Genomic DNA, 1774 nt, shown 5'->3' with positions numbered 1-1774 from the left:
AGGAGATACAGGAGCAGTAGGAGCAACAGGAGCACAAGGCTATTCTATGTTATCAGGAACGGGAGTGCCAGCTTCTAGTTTAGGTATTGATGGCGATAGCTATGTAGATGCCACCACCGGTACAGTTTATAAAAAGAGTTCAGGAAGTTGGACGAGTACAGGTCAAACCTTAAAAGGAGCGACCGGCGCTCAAGGGATTCAAGGACCTGCAGGACCACAAGGTCTTAAAGGAGATAAAGGAGATACAGGAGCAGTAGGAGCAACAGGACCAAGAGGTTTAACAGGTCCAGCAGGAGCCACAGGAGCACAAGGCTATTCTATGTTATCAGGAACTGGAGTGCCAGCTTCTAGTTTAGGTGTGAATGGCGATAGCTATGTAGATGCTGCCACTGGCACTGTTTATAAGAAAGCTTCAGGTGCGTGGACAAGCACAGGTCAAACGTTAAAAGGAGCGACCGGAGCTCAAGGGATTCAAGGACCTGCAGGACCACAAGGTCTTAAAGGAGACAAAGGAGATACTGGTGCAGTAGGAGCAACAGGACCAAGAGGTTTGACAGGTCCTCAGGGAGTAGCAGGACCAGTAGGCCCACAAGGACCTAAGGGAGACAAAGGAGATACAGGAGCTGTAGGGGCAACGGGCCCAAGAGGTTTGACAGGTCCTCAGGGACCAGCAGGAGTTATCACTGCTACTAATGGACTTATCTATACTGCCAATACACAAACGGTGTCATTACCTACAGCAACTACGGGGCAAGTACTAAAATGGAACGGCTCTGCATGGGCACCAGGAACAGATAATAATACAAATACCACTTATACCGCAGGAACAGGTTTGTCATTAAGTGGAACTACGTTTAGCCATGCCGCTCATACAGGAGATGTAACAGGTACAACATCATTAACGATAGCGAACAATGCTGTAAACTCGGCTAAGATAGCAGATGGTTCTGTATCTACGGTGGATTTAGCATCAGGCGCTGTTACAGCCGATAAGCTAAACCAAATGAATGCAACCAATGGTCAGGTATTAAAATGGAATGGTACTGCATGGGCACCAGGAACAGATAACAATACGAATACCACCTATTCAGGCTCTACCTCTATTACATTAAGTGGAACCTCATTCCAAAGGGCGGCTTTAACGGGAGATGTTACGGCAGCAGCGAATAATAATGCTACTACGGTAGCTCGTATCCAAGGGCGTAATGTAGCTAACACAGCACCAGCTAATGGTCAGGTATTAAAATGGAACGGAACGGCATGGGCCCCAGCGGCGGATAATAATACAAATACGACGTATTCTGCAGGAGTGGGTTTAACGCTTAGTGGAACCACATTTAGTCATTCGGCGCATACGGGAGACGTAACGGGAACAACGGCATTGACGATAGCCAATAACGCAGTTACGAATGCTAAAATTGCCAACAATGCTGTTAATTCTGCAAAGATTGCCGATGGTACGATTGTAGCGGCGGATATTGCCAATGCTACAATTACAGCCGATAAGCTGAACCAAATGAATGCTGCGAATGGTCAGGTATTAAAATGGAATGGAACGGCATGGGCACCAGCGGCAGATAATAATACAAATACCACCTACTCGGGCTCTACCTCTATTACATTAAGTGGAACCTCATTCCAAAGAGCGGCTTTAACGGGAGATGTTACAGCAGCGGCGAATAATAACGTGACTACGGTCGCTCGTATCCAAGGGCGTAATGTAGCTAATACAGCACCAGCTAACGGTCAGGTATTAAAATGGAATGGAACGGCA

At 47.0% G+C, this 1774-nt stretch carries 1 protein-coding gene; it reads left to right on the top strand.

Translation table 11 applies throughout. From position 1 onward, the window contains the following. Nucleotides 1-1774: collagen-like protein (locus tag GXW81_RS10005; protein WP_161532198.1), on the top strand; the 1774-nt coding region annotated here is incomplete at both ends.

Origin of the sequence: Riemerella anatipestifer, assembly GCF_009932355.1 — a bacterium.
Taxonomy (GTDB): Bacteria; Bacteroidota; Bacteroidia; order Flavobacteriales; family Weeksellaceae; genus Riemerella; species Riemerella anatipestifer_E.
Note: the sequence above shows the minus strand (reverse complement) of the source record. Positions and strands in the feature narration are given on the sequence as shown.